The sequence below is a fragment of the Nocardia sp. NPDC052316 genome (genome assembly GCF_044547795.1).
Lineage (GTDB): Bacteria > Actinomycetota > Actinomycetes > Mycobacteriales > Mycobacteriaceae > Nocardia.
In genome coordinates, this window is the sequence record NZ_JBIUBB010000001.1 from 922,852 (window position 1) to 939,800 (window position 16,949).

The following is a 16,949-nucleotide window of genomic DNA, read 5'->3' on the forward strand; positions in this document are numbered from 1 at the left end:
ATCACGACTGCCGCCACGCCGTGATCGCGGCGGCCCAGCGACGATTGTCGGCGAACTCGGAGATCTCCCGACGGTTGATCAGGATGTAGATCTCCCCCACCGTGGTCGTCCGCAGGATCAGCGGCTTACCCGCGTCGAGCAGCCCGCCCAGCAATCTGCCGTAGAGGACGGTGAATTGGCGGCGCAGCGAGATGATCGCCTCCCGCGAGAGGACCAGGTCGCCGGTGTCGCTCCAGTCGGTCAGCACCAGGCCGCGTTGACCGAGCTCGATCCGCCCGCGCCGCGGGAACAGCGCGCGCTGGCTGACGATCCCGGCCGCCCGATCCGCCGCGCTGTGCCTGCGCAGCTCGTCCACGGTCGCGGCGATATAGGTGCCACTGCGCAGTACGTTCGTCGTGACGAACACCTCCCCGGTTCGAATGCCGAACACTCCTGGAATTGTCTTGCCGGGCAGCGGTGTCGCACATCGCCCAGTCGACCCCCCGGCGTCCTCCGAAGGAGGTATCTTCCGGCCGAATTGCTCACCCGTGAGGAGTACAACCGGCCCATTCGCGGCCAGCCGAACAGTGTGCAGGCCTACCTGTTCCGCGGTCCGGTGAACCAGCGGCTACCGCAACGATCGCCGTCCAGCGCGTGGCGGTCGTCCGTGTACTCGGGCCCGCCGTCGCCTCGGATGATCGGTTCCGCGCAGCGGTGACGTTGATTCGCAGGGCCGCCCAGGCGTCGACTCCAGGTGTCGTGCCACTGTTTTCCGTGGTCACGACCATAGGCTAGAAGGATCGACACCAACTTCTCGCGCAGCGCCTTTTTGCGGAGCGCACTCGGCATCGGCATAGCCGGCTGGGCATCGGCAGGTCTGCCCGGTGCGTCGCGCGCTCGCGCCGAACCGATGCCGCTAACGTCCAGCCGCACTGCGGCGGGCGTGGATTGGAGCAAGCTCGACAAGCGGGTGAGCGGCCGGGTCCTGCTGGCGAGCGACGCGGAGTACGCGACGGCCAAGCGGCTGTTCAACACCCGGTTCGACGGTGCGAAGCCGACCGCCGTCGTGCAGGTCGGCACGGTCGACGACGTCGCGGCCGCGGTCACCTTCGCGGCCGAGCACGACCTCGTGCTCGCCGCCCGCGCGGGCGGGCACTCGTATGTGGGCGCCTCGGCGGCGACGGGCGCGATGATCATCGATCTGCGCCGACTGACGGGGGTGAGTTTCCGCGACGGCGAGGCCGTTGTCGCGCCTGGTATGACGCTGCACGGGGTGTACCGCGAGCTGGACCGTTTCGGGCAGAGCATTCCGACCGGGATGTGCCCGGCGGTCGGCGCGGCCGGGCTCACGCTCGGCGGCGGCATCGGGTTCGAATCCCGCCGCTACGGGCTGACCTGCGACCGGCTCGTCGCGGCGTCGATGGTGCTACCGAACGGCCGCGTGGCCGAGGTGTCGCCGACCTCTCGGCCCGACCTGTTCTGGGCCCTCAGAGGTGGCGGAGCCCCGCTCGGCGTGGTCACCTCGCTGACGTATCGCACCTGCCCGGCGACACCGAAAGACATTGTGCACCTTACCTTTCCCGGTTCACATGCGGCGCAGGTGATCGCCGGGTGGTCGGCCTGGCTCAACACCGCCGACCCCGCCGAGTGGGCCTGCGTCAGCGTGGACGCGGACGGACGCGGCGGATTGAACTGTTGGATACAGCTGGTATGCCCCGCCAATGCAGGCCTTCGGGCCACGGTCAGCGTAATGGCTGCCACCGCGAAACCCCTGACGGTGGACTACAAGAGCCTGCGCCACATGGACGCGGTACTGCACCTCGCCGGCGGCGCGGCCACCCAGCCGCGCGCCCAGTTCACCTGCGGCTCCGATGTTCTCACCGCGCTCTCCGCGGATGCCATCGGCGCGATCATCGAGGCGATTACCGCGCATTCCCGCGCGGGCGGCACCGGATGGGTCCAGATCAACACCCTCGACGGCGCCGTCCGCGACACCGGCCCCGACGAGACCGCGTTCCCGTGGCGCGAGCATGCCGCGCTGGTGGAATGGGGCAACTACCAACAGATCCCGCACGAGAAAGCCGCCGGGTGGATCGCCGAGGCGCACCGTCTCGTCGCGCCCTTCTCCGCGGGCGGCTACGTCAACTATCTCGAAGACGGCGATCCGATGCGGCGGTACTACGCGCACAACTACCCGCGGCTCGCGGAGCTTCGCCGAAAGGTGGACCCGTACAATCGAATACACACGGTGCTGGTCAGCTGACATGCGGCCGGACCGGGGATGTGCGTCGGCGACCGACTACGCGGTAGGCGCCGGGCGCACGAGAATCGCTCGGGCGTAGAGGAGTTGGAAGCCGATCCGCTGGACGTTCTGCTGCGACTTCGAGCCGGGCAGCGTGCTGACCACGGCGAGGTCGCAGCCCGCCGCGGCGGCGGTGGCGAGGCGGGTCGACAGGAGCGTGGCTTGCACGCCGCGGCGGCGGAAGGCAGGCAGGGTTGCCGCGCCGCAGAGTTGGGCGACGCCCTCGGCGAGGCGCAGACTGCCGCCACCGACGGGCACGCCATCGATGCGCGCGAGCGAACCGGTGAAGCCCTCGGCTGCGGCCATGTCGCGCATGGCGTCGTCGAGTATCTCGCGCGGGAAGTCCTCGTTCGACGCGACACCCTGGGTGTCGGGAGTGGCGAAGCCGTCGATCATGACATCGAGCCAGGTCTCGAAGTCTTCGGTGCCGACCGCCGAGACTTCGACCCCCGCAGCGATATTCGCTTGCCTATCCGCTTCGAGGCGCAGGCCGAGCACGTTCTCGAAGCCGGTCAGCAGGTAACCGCGACGGGTCAGGCGCTCCACGACGCTGGGATCGGCCAGCGTCGACACCTCGAACTGGACCGGTGCGTCGCGCTCGGCGTAGGCCTGCTCCACCGCCGCCAGCGTGCTGTCGTCGAAGTCGTCCCCCATGCCGACGCCGACGACCTTGTCCAGGGGCGAGGCCGCGCCTGCCCACACCGCGAGCCCGCTGCCGATCGGCAGCAGCAGCACGTTTTCCTGTGGGTCGCGCCGCGCGGCGGCACGGGCGCCCTCGGCCATCAAGGATCGATCGGCGCGCTCGACGCGCGCTGCCAGGTCCGTTCCCGCAAACAGGCTCAGTTCGGTCGACATGGCTGCATTCCTACCAGGAGGAACGATCCAGGCGACACTGCTTTAGCTCAACCGGCGGCGCGGAGCCTGGGCGGTGACGCGGCGAATTTGTCCGCGGTGCCGACGAGCGGGAGCACCGACACGAGCATGCCGACGCCCGCCAGCGGAATCAGATCCAGTGTGATCATCGGCGCCGAGGTGCTGAGCGCCATCAGCACCGGACTCCACCACCGCAGTCGCCCGGCCCGAACGAGCAGGACGGTCAGCACGATCAGGCCGAGGAAGAACAGCGGCGGACCCACGAGGTAGAACGCCGGACGCACTCCGGGGATGTCCGAGAACGCGTTGCTCAGCCTGGACATCTCGGCCTTGTCCGCGGCCTGCGCCGCGAACACGACGTCCGCGACGAACTGCACAATCGTCGTCGCCAAGCCGATCAGGGTGACGGCTATCGCGCTGTTACGCAAGGCATTCGACGGAAGCAGCCGACCCATACCCAGCACCGCGGGCACGAACAGCGCCATGCCGATCAGCCCGACGATATGCGCGGCCTGCCAATCGAGACCCGGGCCGTACCTGCCGTCCGCCCGGCCGAACAGCCGGATCACGCCGTATCCGGCGAAGAACAGTGGTGCCGCGAACAGCAGCACTCCAAAGGATTTCACGATCCAAGCTTGGCAGCGCCGGGCCGGGCATGACCTCCAGGAAAACCCTGGTTCCCGAATCAGGGTGTCGCCGCGCGCATTCCAGGCTACGGCTGCGGTATCGGCGCGGACTCCGGGAAGGTGACCGGGAGGGCGGTCAGCGCTCGATGGAACGGGCCAGGACGCCAGGTCAGGTCGCCGGGTGGTACCGCGAGCCGGATCTCGGGGAGGGCGTCGAGTAGCTGGTCGATGGCGTCCTGGGCGATCAGGTAGGCCAGCGAGCTGGCGGGGCAGACGTGCGGCCCGGTGCCGAACGCGAGATGAGAACGGTTGCCCGCGTACTGGTTCGCGCTGATCTCCGGGTCGGTGTTGCAGGCGGCCATGCTGATCACCACCGGCTGGTGCGCGGGCAACCAGACGCCGTCGATGAGGATCGGCTGCCGCGGGAAGCTGATGCAGAAGTTCGCCATCGGCGGGTCGTTGAACAGCACCTCGTCGAGGGCGTCGCGGGTGGACAGACTGCCGCCGAGCACACTGCCGCCGAAGCGCTCGTCGGTCAGGATCAACAGCAGGGTGTTGACGATCAGGTTCTGTTGCGGCTCGATGCCCGCGCCGTAGAGCGTGGCCAACTGGTGCACCATTTCGGTGTCGCTGAGCCCGGTGGGGTGTTGCAGCATGCGCGTGGTGATGTCGTCGCCCGGCTCGGCCCGTTTGAGCTTGGTCAGTTCCAGCAACGCGCCGATGAGCATCTTGTTGCCCTGTTCGGCGTCGACGCCTTCGAAGATCGCCGCCATGCCGGTCGCGGCCTGCTGCGCGATCTCGGCCGGACAGCCGAGCATGGCGTTCAGCACCGCGAAGGCGAGCGGAAAAGCGTACTGGCGGACCAGATCCGCCGATCCGTCCGCGCAGAACGCATTGATCAGCGGTATCGCGACTTCGGCCACGGTGTCGTGCAGGCGGTACTGATCGACCTTGTCGAGGCCCGCGGTATTGGTCTGCCGATAGCGGGCATGCTCGGCACCCGCGCTGCGTAGTGCGTTGGGCCGCCACTGCATCATCGGCAGCACCGGGCAATCGGCAGGCACGCTCTGCTGCCAGGTGCGCGGGTCTGCCGGAAAATGGTCGGGATCATTGAATATCCGCACGGCGGTGTAATAGCCGATCACCAGCGTGGCAGGCACCCCGGCCGCCAATTCCACCGGCACCAGAGACCCGTACTCGGCACGCATCTTCCGGTAAGCGCCGTGTGGATCCGCCGCGAACTCCGGCGCGTGCAACGACACCCGCGGCCCATCGGTGTCGATCGGCGAACCGGGCGGGGCGGACACGGCCCGATGGTGTGCGGTGGGTGGGGGCTGCGTCATCGCGAAAACTCCAGGCGGTCGAACTACAAACGCCGTGAGCCTATGCAGCCGTGGGCGCGCATGTGCCGAAATCCGGCGGGTCGAGTTCGAAACGTTTTCACGCCACTCCGCCAACGTGTTTGCCACTCATTCGCCGCAATGGTTCCATGAGGCGTCTGAACCTGGTGGCGGGATTGGCAGTCGATTTGCCGCATAGCTCAATTGTGCTGGCGAAAGGAGCAGTCCCGCGATGCGTACGCGCGATTCAGGTCGATACTGCCGAGGAATCGGTTTCACCGTGGCGCTCACGATCGCGGGAATGGTAGCGGCTACTCCGGCTTTCGCCGATGTCATCCAGGACGGGAGCATCGCACCGACAGGGGCGAACGATTGGGCCTGCGTGCCGAAGGCAACCCACCCCGAGCCGGTGGTACTCGTGCACGGCACGTGGGGAAATCAGAACTCCTGGGACACCCTGGCGCCGCAGTTGAAAGCCCGTGGTGTGTGCGTGTTTTCGCTCAACTACGGACACGCCCCGTTCAGTGTTCGCGGGGCGGCGCCCGGCGTTTTCGGCACCGCGGATATTCGCGCTTCGGCCAAGGAACTCGGCGGGTTCATCGATCGGGTGCGCGCGGCCACCGGTGCGGCGAAAGTCGATGTCGTCGCGCATTCGCAGGGTGGCCCGCTGACCCGGCAGTACCTACGGTTCGACGGCGGTGCGTCGCGCGCCGACCCGGCGCGCAACAAGGTCGATCACCTGGTCACCATCGCCGCCACGCATCACGGCACCACGGCCGACGGGCTCGGCCATCTCCTTCCCTCGGGCAGCGCGGCCGGTATCGCGGACGCGCTGATCGCCAGGGTGCTCGGTACCGCTGCGGCGCAACAGTTGACGGGCAGCGAATTCATCCGCACGCTCAATGCCGCGGGCGACACCGAACCCGGCGTGCGGTACACGGCGATCGCGAGCCGCGTGGATCGCGTGGTCACCCCGCCGGAACTGACTTTCCTGCGCGCGGGCCGGAATGCGACCGTCGAGAATTTCTGGGTCCAAGACGTGTGCCCCACCGACACTTTCCACCACGGCATCCTCCCCGACTCCCCCGCCGTCGCTTTTCTGGTGCACCGGGCGCTCGGCTTGTCCTACACCGGCGATCCCTGCCCCGCGCCCGACGCGCTGAATCAGTAGCCCTGCGGGAATAGCGACCGTGCCGTGCGCGGGCGTTGCGCCCGACCCCCAAGCTCATGGGTGTCAAAACCAAACCAGAAATATGCTTTGATCAGGGGAAATGTCTCATAGACAGGCCAGGACCGGCCAGCGCATCATGATCTTTACGTCCGGTGCCGTTCGTCGGGGGAACGTCAAAGGAAACCCGCACGGATTGGAAAGACCATGTTTATCGAGAAGTTGGTGTCGACCGCGATACTCGCCATAGCGGCCACCGGAATCACCATGGCGACGGCGCACGGGGAAGCGCAATTGGCCGATGTCACTATCCACGCCGTGGACGGCCCCGTCGGCTACACGACGACCTTGGCGGCCGATCATTCGCACGCCCTGGTCACCCTGGCGTCCGGCAAGTTCGTGCTGACGCCGGACGCGGTTCAGGTCGTCGCGGACGACGGCGCGGTCGTCGGCGCGATTCCGACGACGCTGCGCACCGAGGCGGGCCGATCCCTGGCTGTAACGCCCGCTTTGAACAGCGCAACCGAACTGACCCTCACCCCGGTGGGTGGCCCGACGGCCGCCGCGGTCAGTTCGCAGGATCTGCCCTTCGTACACACGGTCGGCGGCGGCGGCGCCATCCTCGCGGGCGCTTTCGTCGGCTGCCTGGTCGGCATCGTGATCGGGATCTGGTTCTTCCTGGTCGGTGCCATCATCGGTTGTGCGGTCGGTGCCGCCATCGGCGGATTCATCGGCGCCGTTTCGTGATACTGCCCTATCACGAAGGGTGACGCACCCGACGAGAAACCAGGAAACGAAAGGCCCGCGCACACCTCGAGCGCGGGCCTTTTGTTGTTCCGAGAGAGCCGATTACCCGCAGTACTCGCAGGTGCCGTTGGCCGGAAGCTGGATGAAGCACTGTGCACACACCGCCGCGCGGGTCGGCTGCGGCTTGGTCTCCACCTGCGCGGCGCTGCTCGGCGCGCGCCGGCCCGCCACCTTGGGGGTGAGCGGCGGAACTGCCATGTCGGCGGGCATCGCGGCGCCGTAGAACTGATAGCACTGCCAGCGCGCGTAAGCGGCGTGCAGTTCCATATCGTCGGGAATCGGCAGGCCGGCCAGCTCGAGCACATACTTGTAGGTGTCGCCGACCGTGTGGTTCTGCCGCACGCAGAGCGCGGTGAGCGGCGGCTCCCCCGCACCGTGGCAGCGGCGGGCGATCTTGCGCAGAATCGCGTCCATCCAGGTGCGGGTCGGCGCGCCGGTGTGCACGCCGGACACCTCCTGCACCCGTTCGGCCAGTTCCGCGACGGTGATGAAATGCCCGTACCCGGTGGCGATCTCGGCCAGCTCCGCGTGCGCGGCCAGCGCCCACGCCACTGTCGCCTCACGCAACGACACCGCGGTGCCGTCACCCGCCCGCCATGCTCCCGCCGTTGTGGGTACCGAATTCCTGATCACCCGATCAAGTTAACGCGTGGGGCCGGGAAAAGACGAATGCCCGTCGTCGACCCGCACCCGCTGTTGGCTATCGGTGCAGGACCGTTCGGGCGGCGGATTTTGTTCGGCGCGGCGGGCGGGTCGTTCGCCGGCGTGCCGCTGCGCGGACCGTCCGCCCCGAGCCGCGCGACGACATCGGCGATCCGTCGAGAGTCGCCGGATCGACCCGGCCGACGCGAGAACGGCGACCGCGCAGCGTGCGCATTCGCCGTTCTCGGTGGACCACCGGTGACTCAGTACACGGCGAAGGTTGTTTCACTGGGGGTGTGCGGGAAATTGGTGTTGATCGTGAACGCCACCTGGCCGCGGCCCGTCACCAAGCGGAGGTTGGCGATTTGCGGGGACATCCAGAAGAACGGCGTGCCATTACCGCGGCCGAGGAATACCGATCCCGAGCCACTGGCTCCGGTATCGAGATTTCGCCAGTCGACGAACGCGGTGACCGAACACCACGGTGCCGGAACACCGAATACCTTCAGCCAACCCTTCAATTGCAGGTCGACCGTTCCCGGCACATCGCCGTCCGGATATACATTACCCGTAGCCCATACATCGCCCGCGCAGCCGATTCCGTCGGCGCCGGTGGATGTCATCGGCAAATTCACCACGATATAATTCGACGCAGAGGCGGGGGCACTCGCTCCGATGAGCGCAGCGACGGCGACGACGGCAACGGCCGATAGCTTGCCGAATTGTTTGAATGGCATTCCTGCAACCTTCCACGATGGTGGTGTGCTCGCGCATTGCGCACGGCGAGATTGGCACGGGAGCGTGCATAACGATACGTAGGCAACTACGTGGATATCGATTTTCGCCCTCCGCCGTTACTGAGCGAGCGGGGTCACAGCTCGAACGGGAGCCCAGAGGGCTTGGGCGAGACCTTCGACTCGAGCCGGCGCGGGTTAGAGGGCAAGGGGTTCGAGGACCGATAGCACCGGGGCCGGGGGCGTCGAGCCCGCCGCGGGTTCAGCTGCCAGGCCGACCCTTGACGAACGCCGACGCGTTCGAACCCGCGGCCCGCATATGCATCAACGCACAATTATCAATTATGCGCATAAGCCATCAAAGATACGGATGCGTGTTTATTAAATCCAGGCTTAAATCTATTTATAGAATGGCTAACCCTTCCCCCTGTCGCCGATCAATTAACCTACACTTTCGGCTGGGAAGTGGGAATGCGAGCAGGCAAGTGAGACCGATCCGTTATCGACACGGTCGAGCGCCTGCCGAGCACTGCTGAGCGCCGCGCGGCGGCTCAGCGGTCGCGTCGCCTTTTTCCGATACGGAGCTAAGACATCTCATTTCGCGTGTCGAAAATACGCGACCCCATATTCCCAGACGGCCGTTTTTCGGCCTATCGATCGATGACACGACCGACGAAGAAAGTTGCCTTACATTGAGATCGATTGATCCACGCCTCCGCAGAGGTTGGATATTCCCCGGTGCAGTCACCACACTCGTCATCGCAACCGTCGTCGGCTTGGCGATGACCATCGGCCCGGTCAGCGCGCAACCGGCCACCGATGGTCCCGACGGCCTGGACGACGCGATCAGCGACACTCTCGTCACACAGCAGGTGGAAGACGCCACCGAGAAGCCACCCGTCGTCGACCGCATGCGCAGCGACGGCGAATGGGTCTTCGGCGCCGCGACCGTCCCCCAGGACAGCGAGAGCGAGGACCCGCCGAAGTCGACGCTGTATGTGGCCAAACACGAAGATGGGGATTGGGAAGTCGCCCTCGAAGGCACCCCGGAATTCGGCAGCATGGTCAGTGCCGCACCGGAATCGGTGGTGAGCGGTGGCGAGAAGGCGACCTTGACCGCCGCCGCTACCGCCCAACCACGTTCGGCGAACTCCTCGCTCTCGCTACCGTGGCAGCAGGGTCAGAGCTGGTACATGGGCGGCGGCCCGCACGGCATCAGCGGCAGCAGCCGACCGTACAACTCGCTGGACTTCAACGGTGGTGACGGTCGCGTCACCGCTCCGGCGTCGGGTCGTATCTACAAGACGTGTGTCCGCAACGGCAGCGCCGAGGTGAAAATCGTTCACAACAACGGCTTTACCACCTCCTACTACCACATGACCGACATCATCGGCGCCGCCGACGGCACCGAGATCACCGCAGGCACCTACCTCGGCCGCACCGGCACCCAGCTGCCGTGCGGCGGCTTCGCCAGCGGCGCGCATGTGCACATGTCGCTGTACAAGGGTTCGCAACCGGTGCCCGTCAACGGAGTCACCCTCGGCGGCTGGACGTTCCGGGAAGGCCCCGATGCCTACGGCGGTTACGCCGAGCACGAAGGTCAGCGGGTGCGGGCCGGCGGCAGGCTGGTCAACTACGGCGGGGGCGACAACTCGACTCCGCCGACTCCGCCGAAGCCGACCGACCCCAAACCGACAACGCCACCGAAGCCGACCGATCCCAAGCCACCGAAGCCGACCGACCCCAAACCGACGACACCGCCGAAGCCCACGACACCGCCCAAACCGACCGACCCCAAGCCACCGAAGCCCGATCCCACCCTGGCCAAGGGCGTCGTGCGCCCCCATCCCGATCGAAATCGCAAGGTGAACCTGCGTTCCGGTCCCGGCACCCAGCATTCGGTCGTCGGCGGGGTCCGCGATGGTGAGGTCCTGCACATCGCCTGCACCGCCCGCGGCGGCCGACTCAACGGCAAATGGGGCAGCACCGACCTGTGGAACAAACTCGACAACGGCAAATGGATCAGTGACGGCTTCCTGGAGACCGGAAGCAACGGACCGGTAGCACCCGCCTGCCAAGAGTCCGGACCGCCCGCACCCAGCTACCCGCATACCGGGACGGATGGCGAAGCGGAAGACAACGAAGCACCGGAAGACAGTGCGCCGGAAGATGAATGGTCCGACGGCGAATGGCCGGAGGACGAATGGTCCGACGGCGAATGGTGGTTCGACGATTGGTGGACCGACGGCGAATGACGCCGATGCCGCCACGGTGGAGGCGCCTGCCTCCACCGTGGCGAACCGGCAGCGCCTTCTTCGCCCGCCCCGAGTACTACTCCCTCAGCCACCGCATACCGAGCGACACCCCCGCTCCACCTCGGCCGACGCCGAAACCGCTTGGCAGGACCTCGGCTGGCCGTCGGCACGCAAACCGCCATACCCCAACGGCGCCATAGCAACTCAGGCTCACCCGACCGACGCCTGCACCCTCGATGCCCTACTCGGTGTCGGCCCCGCCATCACCCTTTCCTGCTGCACCACACAAACCGTCCAGGGCGGCGGCCCCAGCCCGACGCCGCCTCCAGCGAACCTGGTCCAGTAGCTGCCAGCCGAGCTGGAACGAGGCAGTCGGCCAAGTGTCCGTGCCTATTTCAGTCGGCGGACTGGTCGCCGCCGTCATCGCCTCAGTCGAGACCGGTGTAGACGCGGGCGACTCGGAATTTCTGCGCGCCAAAGCATTCGGCCTCTCCGGTATAGATCGCCACCAGCGAATCCGGTCCGCGCCACCAGGTGTCGGCCAGTCCGCGAACCTCGGTCACGGGCTCGAAGTCGTGCAACGCCAGCCCGTCGATCGCGTCACCCTTGATCGTGGTGATCTGCGCGGCCCGGTTGGACGCATGGTGAGCCAGCGCAACCGATTCGATCCATCCTTCGACGCTCGCGTGCAGTGGTACCCACCGAGTGCCGTCGATGCCGAATTCCCCTGTTGGACCGATCATGAACCCGTAAGCCATCGACACCCGCTCCGCACCCGCGTCGAACCACCCAGCCCGCTCGAGCGCATCCACCGGTATCTCGGCCAACAACATTTTGGGCCCGCCCTCGTACTCCAGTGACGGCGGCAGAACCAGCCCACCCCATCGCCGCTGAAAATCAACGGCACGATCGATATGCGTTGCGGAGATACCCATTTCGAGCAATTGATCCCGATACTGTTCGAGCGAGACAGCCTCGCAGCGAACACAGTTCGTCGCAATAAACCGCTCGGCTCGGCTGGTCAGCGGCTCAGACGAATCTATGACGGGGTGATAATCCACTCGGCCGACGGTACGCCGTGGTAATCAGCGCGCCGAGTGCCCGTGCTGGAGACGCGCCGAGTGCCCGTGCTGGAGAACGGCCAGCTGGGCGGCGGCATCGTGCAAGCCGACGTGGCCCGTGCACTCGCCGACCCGCGGGCGGGCAGTGTGGTCGAGGCTGTCTCGCAGGAATATCGAGAGGCCCCGAGCCAGACGTTGGCCGCCGAGGCAGGCAGCTATCGGGCCGACTCGAGGAGCTCGGCCAGCACGGTGGTGTCGTGCAAATACCGCTCGTAGGGGAAGCCGGCTGCGAGCAGGGCGGTGCGTAGCTCGTCGGCAAGCGGTTTGCCGGTGGCGTGAAAAGCGTTGCGGCCCGCTTCGGTGGTGCGGACGAGTCGTCGTCGTGCGTGCTCAGGGTCGATCTCGACCTGCACGAGGCCGGCTTCTTCCAGCGGACGCAATGCGCGGCTGATGGCCGGATCGGAGACCGCCAGCGCCTGTGCGAGGCGATGCTGGGTCACCGGTTCGATGTCTTCCAACGTCCCAAGCAGCCGGATCTGGCTGTAACTCAGCCCGCGGGAGTTGTCCACCCGCCGCCGTGTCGCTTCGCCGAGCAGGAACACCACGCGATGCAGCAAGTCTCCGAGTCCATCGTCCACACGTCGAGCATATCCGAGTCTTACCCGGTTAAGATTAATCATTGGGCCGAATGCGGCGCCGGCGCGGCTTCGCAACGATCGCGTCCCTCACTTCGCCCGCCGGAACGGTGCGGACTCGGCAGATCACAAGGCCACCCAAGGTCGCGCCGAGTGGAGCGAAAAGCCAGACCAGCCATACGTAAGAGGTGAGCCAGGCCAGGGCGGCGGTCGCCGCGAAAACTGTTGCTACCGCGTACGATCCATTGGCGTTCGAGCGCAGATCGGCGGGCGTGACCCGAGCCGCCAGCACGGACCGGCGAGCTGCGGTCTCCTTGATCACCGCCTCGCTCGCGAACAGCATTGCAGCCACCCCGGCGAACAAGCAGACGGCGAGCGGGTTGCCGGAAGCACTGCCGAATACGGCGGTGACGAACGGCAGTACCGCGGCGAACAGCAGCATCGGCGCATGGGCGGCCAGCGTGTACCGATCGACACGTTCCACCTGGTAGATCAGCACATGGTGGCGCCGCCACACCGACCACAGCAGGAAGAACGCCAACACCAGCGCCACGAACGACGACCGCTCGTGCCAGAGGAATTCGGCCAGCGCGTTGACACTGCCTGTGTCCTCGCGCCCCGGCCGCTCCAGCTCGACGACCAACAGTGTTACCGCGATGGCGAGTACCGCATCGACAAAGGCACCGATTCGATGCGGCGGCCAACCATCCTCGGGAACGACTGTGCCACTGCGCGTTTCCCTGATTGTCATGTTCACAACCCAGCCTTAACGGATGAGTCATCGATGCCGTTGGGCAACGCGGCCGCGGTCTCCGGCCGCCCAGTCCCGGACAGTCGTTGCGAACGGTAGGCGAGGAAGATCATGACGGCGGGCAAGAGCAGGTCGTAGACCAGGACCCCACCGGTGTTGCCTGGAGCGTGGTCGCCATTGGCGAACCACTGGTAGAGATGCCCGATCAGCGCGCCCCACAAGAACATTCCGGCGCCGAGGCCGATGGTGATGCGTTCGCGTGCCGTGGCCGATGGCGCGGCGGCGCGGAACCCCAGGACGGCGAGCCCGAGGTTGGCGAATGCGATCTCGAACTGGAACGGGCTCGCAGTGAAGCCGATCACGGTGGCCATCTCGTCCGGAACCGTCAGGAAAGCGATGGTCATCCACAGGCTGCCGCAGCCGAGTGCTGCCACCGCCCACCACCGCTGCCAGATTTCCAGCGCGGCTTCGCGGGAGGGGCTGTGCCGAGTGCGGACCAGTGCGCCGGCGACCGCTATCAGCAGCCAGATAAGAGGGAAAGCGGCCTGGGCGAGGCAAGAGGGGGTGTCCATGCCCTCAGTCTTGCATGGTTAATATTAACGACGCAAGACTAAATCCCGCCCAGTCGCAGGCTTCGACAGCCGCCGCGTGGGATCGTCGGGATCCGGAGACGAGGCGAGCACGGGCCGGACCTCAGCGCGCCGAGTCAGCACAGCTCCCAGTACGCCGGGCTGGTCTCCTTGATCGTGCTCTTGCTGTAGCTATTCCAGAGGCCGAGCTTCTGCTTCGAGCCGTTGGCATAGGCATAGCCACTCGATTGATGAGCGCGGCCTGCGGTGGTGTGTGCGTAATTGGTATCGGTCACGCAGGCGGGTGCGGGGGCGGTGGTGGTCGGCGGAATCGTCGTAGTCGGCGTCGTCGTGGTCGGCGGCGTGGTCGGCGGCGTGGTCGGCGGCGTGGTCGGCGGCGTGGTCGGGGTCGATCCACTCGAGAGCTTGCGGACCATGGCCAGTATGGCGTCCAGCTGTTTACCGCCGCGCCAGGCGTATGCCGCGTCACCACCGTATCCCCACCAGTTCCAGCAACCGTTCGGATTGGTTGTTCCCGCGGTGCTGAGCGGAATCGCCTGGGGGTAAAGAACGATCATATTGTTGGTGTCGGCGTACTCGTTGAGATAGGCGTTCTTCATGAAGGTGTCGCCGAACGACTGATAGCTGAAGCCCTGTTTACATCCGTGCAGGGCGACCATCAGACGACACGAAGCGTCTTGGGAGCAGGACGGCGGGACGTAAGCAAAACCCTTGGCGTCCATACTTATCGCATTCGCATTGCCGCCGGGCGCGAACACGTTCTGATCGAATTGGATGAGCTTTCCGCTGAGCGTGCCAGCCGGGCGGTGCACGGCCCCCAGCAGAGCGCCCAGCAGCTCACCCACCGGGTCGTCGCCGCAGTCGTTGATGAACGGGGATGCTGTGCTGGAACAGGCCACCGGCCCCAGCGGGCTGACCCAGGCGTGACCGGCCGCAGTGTTCTTCCGGTAGGTGACGCGCGCGCCGAAATCCGAATAGTAGGTCGCGAGATCGTCGTTCACGGCTCGGTGGACGGTCGTGTCGTTCGTGCCGTGGTAGAGGTATACCGCGTCACCGGCCAGGTTGCCGACGGCGTCGACCTTGCCGGACGCCGCCAGGGTTCTGGTCTCCTCCGCCAATTGCGCGGGTGTCTTGCGTGTTCCGTTCTGCATGCAACCGGTCTGGGCTCTGACCGCGTAGTCGAAATCCCCCGCACATCGGTACGGGCCTGCGGCGAATATTCCCGCGCCCGAGAAGACATCGGAGTAGGCGACATGTAGCTGATTCGCCAAATACCCGCCGGACGAGACGCCCGAAACGTAACTAGCGCTGATGTTGTAACCGCGCAGGGCCTCCTGCGTCGGGCTCGGGACGGCGGCGGTCACCGAACTCATGGTGGCGACCACCAATCCGGCGGTGACGGACAGAGCCGCCACCAATTCTTTGATTCTCATTGCGTTTCCTCATCTTTGGGGAAATTTCCGCCTGCGGGTACGGGCGCGACGTACCCGATCGATTCAGCCGCTCAGTTCGCACGTTTCAGCCGGATCGTCGGCGGTCGGACGCGGTATCGTCGCGTTCGGCGGCGGCACTACACCTGTGCCGGACCAGGTTTCGAGCGCGGTGAAGGCGCTGCGGAAGCACGGCAGCATGGGCCGCACCAGATTGGGATGCTGGTCGTACAACCCATCGACATGATTGCCGCCCTCGATCCGGTAATACCGATGCAGCGCAGCACGGCCCTGACCGCTGATCTGCTCGGCATAGCGGTCCGACTCCTCGCCGATCGGCAGCAACGCGTCGAGGGTGCCGTGAATCGTGATGAGCGGGCGTTGAATTCGTCCCGTGAGCGAAACTCGGCCCATGGCGTCCCGGACGGCGGCCGGACGGTCGGCAAAGATGTAGTCGGCCTCGGCACCGGTATAGCCGGGATCGATTTCCTGACGGTAGCCCCGTTGGATGGGCCCCCAATACGACCTGTCGTGGTACTCCCACAGCGGCTCCGACTCGGCGGGGAATCCCGCGGCGACAACACCGTCGATGGCGGCCGGATTCGCACGGTAATCCTGGTAGCCGCGCGAGGCCGTCGGCAAATAGCTCAGCGGGTTCGGGCCATTCGCCTGCCAGGTCGGCCCCTCCCAGTCCACCCCACCGTCGTAGAGCCACGGCCGATTCTCCAACTGCCAGCGAACGAGGTAGCCGCCGTTGGAGATTCCGGCCAGTAGTGTGCGGTTGGCCGGGCGGGCATAGCGCTGAGCGACGACGGCCTGCGCCGCGACCGTCAATTGAGTGACCCGGTTGTGCCATTCGACCATCGCATCGCCGGGAGCGTCGCCGTCACGATAGAACTCCGGCCCGGTGTTGCCCTTGTCGATCGCGGCGTAGGCGTAGCCCTGGGCCAGCACCCAGTCGGAGATGATGAAGTCGTTGGCGTACTGGCGGCGATTACCCGGCGTCCCCGCGACCACCAGGCCACCGCTCCAGCGTTCCGGCAGGCGAATCACGAACTGGCTGTCGTGATTCCACCCGTGGTTGGTGTTCGTGGTGGAGTTGTCGGGGAAGTACCCGTCGATCTGCATGCCCGGCACACCTGTCGGATTGCGGGCACCCGGAGGGTGCAGCCCCGCCCAATCCGCAGCCACCGTGTGGCCGGAAGCGACGGTACCTGCCGTGGTCAAGTCGGCGAGGCAGGCGGCGTCCTGCCGCTGCGCACCCACCACGAGCGGAGCCGTGCATGCCAGGGACCGCACCGCGGGGTGTCGGGCGTCCACCGCCTCCCGCGTATGAAAGCCAACGGCGACAAGGGATCCGGCGAGCGCAACGACGGCCGTTGCGGTGGCGGAGAGACGGCGAAACAGCGGCATGTTGTTCCTTTTCGAGCGGCGATGTCAGAAAGTGTGTTCGCCGGTCGGCCGCTTCGACAGGTGCGCGTCACCCACTTTTCCGCCGCCGATCATGGCGGCGGTCACTACCCACGTGCGCGGGGACAGCTCCGATACGGGAAGCGGTTCGCCGCTCGATGTATGGGCGGCATGGACATCCACCGCGGCAAATATGTCGGCCGCCCACATCGTCAGGCCGCCGGACCGCACATATCGTTTTCGGCAGCACATCTCGAGGTGTGGAGGCACCATGGGTGGTCCACGGCGACCGGGGCGCCGGCCCCGACCTACCGACAGCCCCGACCGGCAGGCTTCGGCGACCGGC

General features: G+C 66.4%; 16 protein-coding genes. 4 read left to right on the plus strand and 12 right to left on the minus strand.

Annotated elements, in window-relative coordinates; all coding sequences use genetic code 11:
* Window position 1: 1 nt before the first annotated feature.
* On the minus strand, window positions 2-430 hold the full coding sequence (locus ACIHA7_RS04285) for a hypothetical protein (protein ID WP_397285405.1): 429 nt from the start codon (window positions 428-430) through the stop codon (window positions 2-4).
* A 492-nt stretch (window positions 431-922) separates the two neighbouring features.
* Between ACIHA7_RS04285 and ACIHA7_RS04290 the strand changes: the two genes are divergently transcribed.
* Window positions 923-2,242: an FAD-binding oxidoreductase gene (locus tag ACIHA7_RS04290; RefSeq protein WP_397285407.1), complete on the plus strand. Its 1,320-nt coding sequence runs from the start codon at window positions 923-925 to the stop codon at window positions 2,240-2,242.
* A 36-nt stretch (window positions 2,243-2,278) separates the two neighbouring features.
* Here the strand turns inward: ACIHA7_RS04290 and ACIHA7_RS04295 are convergent, their stop codons facing one another.
* From ACIHA7_RS04295 to ACIHA7_RS04305, 3 genes are all read right to left on the minus strand, one after another.
* Window positions 2,279-3,118 carry a GNAT family N-acetyltransferase gene (locus tag ACIHA7_RS04295; protein ID WP_397286504.1) on the minus strand — a complete coding sequence of 280 codons (840 nt, stop codon included), beginning with the start codon at window positions 3,116-3,118 and terminating at the stop codon, window positions 2,279-2,281.
* A 65-nt stretch (window positions 3,119-3,183) separates the two neighbouring features.
* Entirely contained in the window at window positions 3,184-3,780 is a 597-nt protein-coding gene (locus ACIHA7_RS04300; RefSeq protein WP_397285409.1) for a hypothetical protein, read from the minus strand.
* A gap of 86 nt (window positions 3,781-3,866) precedes the next feature.
* On the minus strand, window positions 3,867-5,123 hold the full coding sequence (locus ACIHA7_RS04305; protein ID WP_397285411.1) for a cytochrome P450: 1,257 nt from the start codon (window positions 5,121-5,123) through the stop codon (window positions 3,867-3,869).
* 298 nt (window positions 5,124-5,421) lie between these two features.
* Between ACIHA7_RS04305 and ACIHA7_RS04310 the strand changes: the two genes are divergently transcribed.
* Together ACIHA7_RS04310 and ACIHA7_RS04315 are read left to right on the plus strand one after the other, a co-directional pair.
* Window positions 5,422-6,291, plus strand: a complete 870-nt coding sequence (locus ACIHA7_RS04310) for an esterase/lipase family protein (RefSeq protein ID WP_397285413.1) — start codon at window positions 5,422-5,424, stop codon at window positions 6,289-6,291.
* A 204-nt stretch (window positions 6,292-6,495) separates the two neighbouring features.
* Window positions 6,496-7,035: a hypothetical protein gene (locus tag ACIHA7_RS04315; protein ID WP_397285415.1), complete on the plus strand. Its 540-nt coding sequence runs from the start codon at window positions 6,496-6,498 to the stop codon at window positions 7,033-7,035.
* A 102-nt stretch (window positions 7,036-7,137) separates the two neighbouring features.
* Here ACIHA7_RS04315 and ACIHA7_RS04320 read toward each other — a convergent pair whose 3' ends face one another.
* Window positions 7,138-7,728 (minus strand): hypothetical protein, encoded by a 591-nt coding sequence (locus ACIHA7_RS04320; RefSeq protein ID WP_397285417.1) that lies wholly within the window; start codon window positions 7,726-7,728, stop codon window positions 7,138-7,140.
* A 272-nt stretch (window positions 7,729-8,000) separates the two neighbouring features.
* Window positions 8,001-8,474, minus strand: a complete 474-nt coding sequence (locus ACIHA7_RS04325; RefSeq protein WP_397285419.1) for a hypothetical protein — start codon at window positions 8,472-8,474, stop codon at window positions 8,001-8,003.
* 779 nt (window positions 8,475-9,253) lie between these two features.
* On the opposite strand from ACIHA7_RS04325, the gene ACIHA7_RS04330 reads away from it, so the two are divergent.
* Complete coding sequence (locus tag ACIHA7_RS04330; protein ID WP_397286506.1) at window positions 9,254-10,726, plus strand: peptidoglycan DD-metalloendopeptidase family protein; 1,473 nt, start codon at window positions 9,254-9,256, stop codon at window positions 10,724-10,726.
* Window positions 10,727-11,154: 428 nt separating this feature from the next.
* On the opposite strand, the gene ACIHA7_RS04335 is transcribed toward ACIHA7_RS04330, so the two are convergent.
* The 6 genes from ACIHA7_RS04335 to ACIHA7_RS04360 form a co-directional block, all read right to left on the minus strand.
* The gene (locus ACIHA7_RS04335; protein WP_397285421.1) at window positions 11,155-11,787 is read right to left on the minus strand and encodes a hypothetical protein; all 633 of its coding nucleotides are present in this window, start codon (window positions 11,785-11,787) and stop codon (window positions 11,155-11,157) included.
* Window positions 11,788-12,002: 215 nt separating this feature from the next.
* The gene (locus ACIHA7_RS04340; RefSeq protein WP_397285423.1) at window positions 12,003-12,425 is read right to left on the minus strand and encodes a MarR family winged helix-turn-helix transcriptional regulator; all 423 of its coding nucleotides are present in this window, start codon (window positions 12,423-12,425) and stop codon (window positions 12,003-12,005) included.
* Between the two features lie 34 nt (window positions 12,426-12,459).
* Window positions 12,460-13,173 carry a TMEM175 family protein gene (locus ACIHA7_RS04345; RefSeq protein WP_397285425.1) on the minus strand — a complete coding sequence of 238 codons (714 nt, stop codon included), beginning with the start codon at window positions 13,171-13,173 and terminating at the stop codon, window positions 12,460-12,462.
* A gap of 2 nt (window positions 13,174-13,175) precedes the next feature.
* Window positions 13,176-13,745: a DUF6790 family protein gene (locus ACIHA7_RS04350; protein ID WP_397285427.1), complete on the minus strand. Its 570-nt coding sequence runs from the start codon at window positions 13,743-13,745 to the stop codon at window positions 13,176-13,178.
* A gap of 134 nt (window positions 13,746-13,879) precedes the next feature.
* The gene (locus ACIHA7_RS04355; RefSeq protein ID WP_397285430.1) at window positions 13,880-15,196 is read right to left on the minus strand and encodes a hypothetical protein; all 1,317 of its coding nucleotides are present in this window, start codon (window positions 15,194-15,196) and stop codon (window positions 13,880-13,882) included.
* Between the two features lie 63 nt (window positions 15,197-15,259).
* A complete protein-coding gene (locus ACIHA7_RS04360; RefSeq protein WP_397285432.1) occupies window positions 15,260-16,606 on the minus strand; it encodes an alpha/beta hydrolase family protein in 1,347 nt (448 codons plus the stop codon).
* Window positions 16,607-16,949: the final 343 nt, after the last annotated feature.